Source organism: Halomonas sp. BC04 (assembly GCF_000568385.1).
In genome coordinates, this window is the sequence record NZ_AZQX01000232.1 from 1 (window position 1) to 5,443 (window position 5,443).

The 5,443-nt window shown below is 64.6% G+C and carries 4 protein-coding genes and 2 pseudogenes; 5 read left to right on the forward strand and 1 reads right to left on the reverse strand.

Annotated features, from left to right (window positions below; genetic code table 11):
- Together Q427_RS32420 and Q427_RS16075 are read left to right on the forward strand one after the other, a co-directional pair.
- Positions 1–232: pseudogene (locus Q427_RS32420) on the forward strand (dihydropyrimidinase); the annotation flags it as partial.
- Positions 233–234: 2 nt separating this feature from the next.
- A complete protein-coding gene (locus Q427_RS16075; protein ID WP_043515762.1) occupies positions 235–996 on the forward strand; it encodes a 2-keto-4-pentenoate hydratase in 762 nt (253 codons plus the stop codon).
- 11 nt (positions 997–1,007) lie between these two features.
- Here Q427_RS16075 and Q427_RS31425 read toward each other — a convergent pair whose 3' ends face one another.
- Positions 1,008–1,319 (reverse strand): hypothetical protein, encoded by a 312-nt coding sequence (locus Q427_RS31425; protein WP_155833594.1) that lies wholly within the window; start codon positions 1,317–1,319, stop codon positions 1,008–1,010.
- On the opposite strand from Q427_RS31425, the pseudogene gcl reads away from it, so the two are divergent.
- From gcl to Q427_RS16090, 3 genes and pseudogenes are all read left to right on the forward strand, one after another.
- Positions 1,284–3,057: pseudogene (gcl, locus tag Q427_RS16080) on the forward strand (glyoxylate carboligase). The gene Q427_RS31425 and the pseudogene gcl overlap by 36 nt on opposite strands.
- 67 nt (positions 3,058–3,124) lie before the next feature.
- Positions 3,125–3,904: a hydroxypyruvate isomerase gene (gene hyi, locus Q427_RS16085; protein ID WP_043515764.1), complete on the forward strand. Its 780-nt coding sequence runs from the start codon at positions 3,125–3,127 to the stop codon at positions 3,902–3,904.
- Positions 3,905–4,202: 298 nt separating this feature from the next.
- A complete protein-coding gene (locus Q427_RS16090) occupies positions 4,203–5,087 on the forward strand; it encodes a 2-hydroxy-3-oxopropionate reductase (protein WP_043515766.1) in 885 nt (294 codons plus the stop codon).
- Positions 5,088–5,443 lie beyond the last annotated feature (356 nt).

Genomic DNA, 5,443 nt, shown 5'->3' on the forward strand with positions numbered 1-5,443 from the left:
CCTATGGGACCCCGATGTCCGCACCACGGTGCGGAACGCGACCCTGCATCATGCCGTGGACTACACCCCCTACGAGGGGCTAGAGCTGACCGGGAGGCCGGTACTCACCCTGTGCCGGGGCAGCGTTGTCTCCCGGGACGGTGAACCGACCGCCGTGCCGGGCCATGGGCGCTTCCTGAAGTGTGACAAGCCACAGCCGGCCCGGCCCCGTGGCGCGGCCAAGGAGTTCTGAGCATGAACACTGAGATGCTGATCGATACCGCCGCGAGCCGCCTGCTGGCGGCCTATCCCCCCGGGGAGCTGATCGCTCTGCCGGAGGACCTACCTTTGAACGATGTACCGACGGCCTGCGCCATCCAAGCCCGGATCTCGACGGCTTTGGGCACTCACTCCGGCTGGAAGCTGGGCGGCATCATCAAGGGTGAGGTGCCGCGTTACTCGCGGCTGCTCGCCGAGTGGAGCCAGGCCTCGCCGGGGCACTTCGCTCGCAACGATTTTCATCGGGTCTACTTGGAGCCGGAGCTGGCAGTGGTGCTGGGGGCGGCAATCTCCCCCAGGAAGGCCCCCTACACTCTGACCGAGATCGCCCATCGGGTGGCCAGCCTTCATGCCGCCGTCGAGTTGGTCGACAGCCGCTTCAGCGCCTGGCCCGAGGTGCCGCCGCTCTGGCAGTTGGCCGACGGCCTAAGTCACGGTGCATTCGTGTTGGGCAGTGGTGCCCCCGCCGGTGACCTAACGCAGATGAAGAACGCCGCCTACCGCCTGAGCCTGGATGGCGAGGTTGTCTTGAGCGGCTGCGGCAACCACCCCGGAGGCGATTCCGCCGAGCTGCTGGTGGCGATGGTCAACGACCGGATCCGCCGCGATGGCGCGGGCTTTGCCGCCGGCGAGGTGATCACCACCGGTACCTTCGGCGGGGTCGTGGAGATGCTGGCCGGTCAGCGGGTGCATCTCGACTTCGCCGGTATTGGCGTGGCTGAGATGAGGGTGGATTGAGTCGGCTGCGCTCAACGGTCGTCGACCGTGGCGGCGAGGGCAATAACTGCGACGAGCATCCCCTGGCAATTCGCGTCGCCGTCGACTGATTTTTTTCCGACTTTTGACACGGCGGTAAAGACCCAAGCAGCTGATGTTGCTTGGGTCTTTTTGTGTAGGGTATTTTCTATGAAAATAGTTTCCAGAAAATATTGACGACAGGCCTGGCCGAGCCTAATCTCCGTATATAGAAATATTTTCCATAAAAATTCCCGCAGAATAACAACGCCCTCACTGGAGGAAACAACATGGCTCGTATGACCGCCGCAGAAGCCGCCGTTCACGTGCTCAGGAAAGAAGGTATCGACGTTGCCTTCGGGGTGCCTGGTGCCGCCATCAATCCCTTCTACGCCGCCATGCGCAAGGTGGGCGGTATCGATCATCTGCTGGCCCGCCACGTCGAAGGCGCCTCGCACATGGCCGAGGGTTATACCCGGACCAAGGCCGGCAATATCGGGGTCTGTATCGGTACCTCAGGGCCTGCCGGCACCGACATGATCACCGGCCTCTACTCGGCTACTGCCGATTCGATCCCGATCCTCTGCATTACCGGCCAGGCACCGCGCGCCAAGCTGCACAAGGAGGATTTCCAGGCGGTGGACATCCAGGCGATTGCCGGTCCCGTCACCAAGTGGGCCGTCACCGTGCTGGAGCCGGCCCAGGTGCCCCGCGCCTTCCAGCAGGCCTTCCAGCTGATGCGCTCCTCGCGCCCCGGGCCGGTGCTGATCGACCTGCCCATCGACGTCCAGATGACCGAGATCGAGTTCGACCCCGACACCTACGAGCCGCTGCCGGCCTACAAGCCCAGCGCATCGCGGGCCCAGGTCGAGAAGGCCATCGCCATGCTCAACGAGTCCGAGAGGCCGCTGCTGGTTGCCGGCGGCGGTGTCATCAATGCCGATGCCAGTGACCTGTTGACCGAATTTGCCGAGCTGACCGGCGTGCCGGTGATCCCGACGCTGATGGGCTGGGGCACCATTCCGGACGATCACCCGCTGATGGCGGGCATGGTGGGGCTGCAGACCTCGCATCGCTACGGCAATGCCACCCTGCTGGCGTCGGATTTCGTGATGGGTATCGGCAACCGCTGGGCCAACCGCCATACGGGCAATCTCGAGACCTATACGGCAGGGCGCAAGTTCGTTCATGTGGATATCGAGCCGACCCAGATCGGGCGTATCTTCGGCCCCGACTACGGCATCGTTTCCGACGCCAAGGCGGCGCTCGAGCTCTTCGTCGAGGTGGCAGGCGAGCTGAAGGCGGCGGGCAAGCTGAAGGATCGCAGCAGCTGGGCCGAGGAGTGCCAGGAGCGCAAGCGCACCCTGCTGCGCAAGACCCATTTCGACGAGGTGCCGGTCAAGCCGCAGCGGTCTATGAGGAAATGAACCGCGTGTTCGGCAAGAACACCCGCTATGTCAGCACCATCGGCCTGTCACAGATCGCCGGTGCCCAGTTCCTGCATACCTACAAGCCGCGGCACTGGATTAACTGCGGTCAGGCGGGTCCGTTGGGCTGGACGATTCCCGCCGCCCTCGGTGTCTGTCGTGCCGATCCGGACGCCAGGTGGTTGCCCTTTCCGGCGACTACGACTTCCAGTTCATGGTCGAGGAACTGGCGGTCGGGGCACAGTTCAAGCTGCCCTATATCCATGTGCTGGTGAACAACTCCTACCTGGGGTTGATCCGCCAGGCCCAGCGTGGTTTCGACATGGACTACTGCGTGCAACTCTCGTTCGAGAACATCAACTGCCCGGAAATCAACGACTACGGTGTGGACCATGTCTCGGTCGTCCAGGGGCTGGGCTGCAAGGCCCTGCGCGTGACACGACCCGACGAGATCGCCCCGGCCTTCCGGAGGGCCCGCGAGTTGATGGCCGAGCACCGGGTGCCGGTGGTGGTCGAGATCATCCTGGAGCGGGTGACCAACATCGCCATGGGGACCGACCTGGGTGGCATCAACGAGTTCGAGGCCCTGGCCGAGAATCAGGCGGATGCGCCGACCTCCATCGCCAGCCTGACCTGAAACCTGCGCACACAAGGGACGCTTTGGACAGGCCCCGAGCAATAACGTACGACCTAAGGAGTTCGATATGCCCAAGTTTGCCGCCAATCTCAGCATGCTGTTCACCGAGGAGGATTTCCTCGATCGCTTCAAGGCCGCCGCCGATGCGGGCTTCAAGGGCGTCGAGTACCTCTTCCCCTACGACTACACACCCGGCGAGATCAAGTCCCGACTGGATGACAACGGCCTCACCCAGGTGCTCTTCAACCTGCCGGCCGGCGACTGGGCCGCCGGCGAGCGCGGCATTGCCTGCCACCCGGATCGGGTGGAGGAGTTTCGCGCCGGCGTCGACCGTGCTATCGAGTACGCCAAGGTGCTCGGCAACACCCAGGTCAATTGCCTGGCCGGTATTCAGCCGGCAGGGGTGAGCGATGAGCAGGCACACCGGACGCTGGTGGATAACCTCCGCTATGCTGCTGAAAAGCTCGAAGCCGCCGGCATCCGCCTGATCGCCGAGCCCATCAACACTCGCGATATCCCGGGCTTCTTCCTAAACCGCACCGAGCAGGCGCTGGCGCTCTTCGACGAGGTGGGCAGTAACAACCTCAAGCTGCAGTACGACATCTACCACATGCAGATCATGGAAGGGGACCTGGCGCCGACCATCGAGCGGCACCTGGATCGGATCGCCCATGTCCAGTTGGCCGACAACCCCGGACGCCATGAGCCCGGTACCGGCGAGATCAACTACCCCTTCCTGTTCGCCCATCTCGACCGGTTGGGCTACGGCGGCTGGGTCGGCTGCGAGTACAAGCCGAAGACGACGACTCGGGAAGGCCTGGGTTGGTTGGACCAGGCTCGCAGCTGAAAGAACTCCCATCGGCGACTGACTGGGCGAGGGGCGCCGGGAACCGGTCGCAGAGGAGGTCCTTCGCCAGGGGTGAGGAGCACTGCTCCGAACGGGCTGGCCATGGATGGCCAGCACCGGTCCTGCAAGCGGAGCAGGATGCGAGAGCGAAGCAGGGCGAAGGTAGCGCCCAGGGAGGGGTTCACAGCGCCTCCTCGCAGACCGGTTGCCGGGTTAGCCCCGCTCGGATGCCAGCGAGTCACCGCTAAAACGCGAATTTGAAAGTTACGCCAATAACAAGCCAGAAAGGAGAAGCATCATGAGCAAGATCGGTTTCATTGGCCTTGGCATCATGGGCCGCCCCATGGCAGGTCACCTGCTCGACACCGGCCATGACCTCGTCACCGTCAAGCGCGGCACGCTGGACGCCATCCTGGCCGAGAAGGGCATGACCGAACTCGACAACCCCCGCGCCGTGGCCGAGCAGGCCGAGGTGATCATCACCATGGTGCCGGACACCCCCGACGTGGAAACGGTGCTGTTTGGCGACGGCGGCGTCATCGAGGGTCTCAAGCCGGGGACCCTGGTCATCGACATGAGCTCGATCGCCCCCATTGCCACCCAGGCATTTGCCAAGCGCATTACAGAAGCCGGCGGCGAGTATGTGGACGCTCCGGTTTCCGGCGGCGAGGGCGGTGCCATCAACGCGGCCCTGACCATCATGGTGGGCGCCACCCAGGAGGGCTTCAGCCGTGCCCTGCCGGTCCTCGAGGTGATGGGCAAGACCATCACCCATATCGGCGGCCACGGCGCCGGCCAGACCTGCAAGGTGGCCAACCAGATCGTGGTGGCCCTGACCATCGAGGCGGTGGCCGAGGGTCTGCTGTTCGCCTCGAAGGCGGGTGCCGACGTGGCCAAGGTGCGCGAATCGCTGCTCGGCGGCCTGGCCCAGTCGAAGATCCTCGATGTCCACGGTGAGCGCATGATCAAGCGTACCTTCGACCCGGGCTTCAAGATCAAGCTGCACCAGAAGGACCTCAACCTGGCCTTGGAAGGGGCGCGAAGCCTCAACCTGGCGCTGCCGGGTACGGCCAATGCCCAGCAACTGTTCCAGGCCTGCGCCGCCCAGGGTGGCGCCGACTGGGACCATGCCGGGATCCTGAGGGCGCTCGAGTCGCTGGCCGACCACGAAGTCGGCAGCTGAGCGAGTGTTGCCGGGAGACACCCCTGGCACGGCAAACCGTGTACCGGTCGCGCAGACATTCAGTCGGTGTTTCCCTGCGGATGGGCGTCGGGTCGTCGCCCATCCCATGGCCGCTTCGGCGGCCCTTGACCCGACGGCGGGATCCCCGGCTGGAACCCGCCCGCCGTCGGGCTTTTTCCCCCCTGTTTCTGCTGCTACCGTCGAAGCCTATCACCCGCTGAGAGGTGCCCCATGAATTCTGCTCTGCTCCCCTTCGACCCTGCCATGGACGCGGGGGCCTGGCTCCGGCGGCTTGCCGACGTCGCCGTTGCCGCCGTGCATCCGGATACGCTGGTGGCCGACCTGCTGCCCGACCC

What these genes read in the sequence shown, in the direction of transcription:
- hyi (WP_043515764.1), top strand. Translation starts at nt 3,125, where the DNA reads ATGCCCAAGTTTGCCGCCAATCTCAGCATGCTGTTCACCGAGGAGGAT.
- Q427_RS16090 (WP_043515766.1), top strand. Translation starts at nt 4,203, where the DNA reads ATGAGCAAGATCGGTTTCATTGGCCTTGGCATCATGGGCCGCCCCATG.
- Q427_RS16075 (WP_043515762.1), top strand. Translation starts at nt 235, where the DNA reads ATGAACACTGAGATGCTGATCGATACCGCCGCGAGCCGCCTGCTGGCG.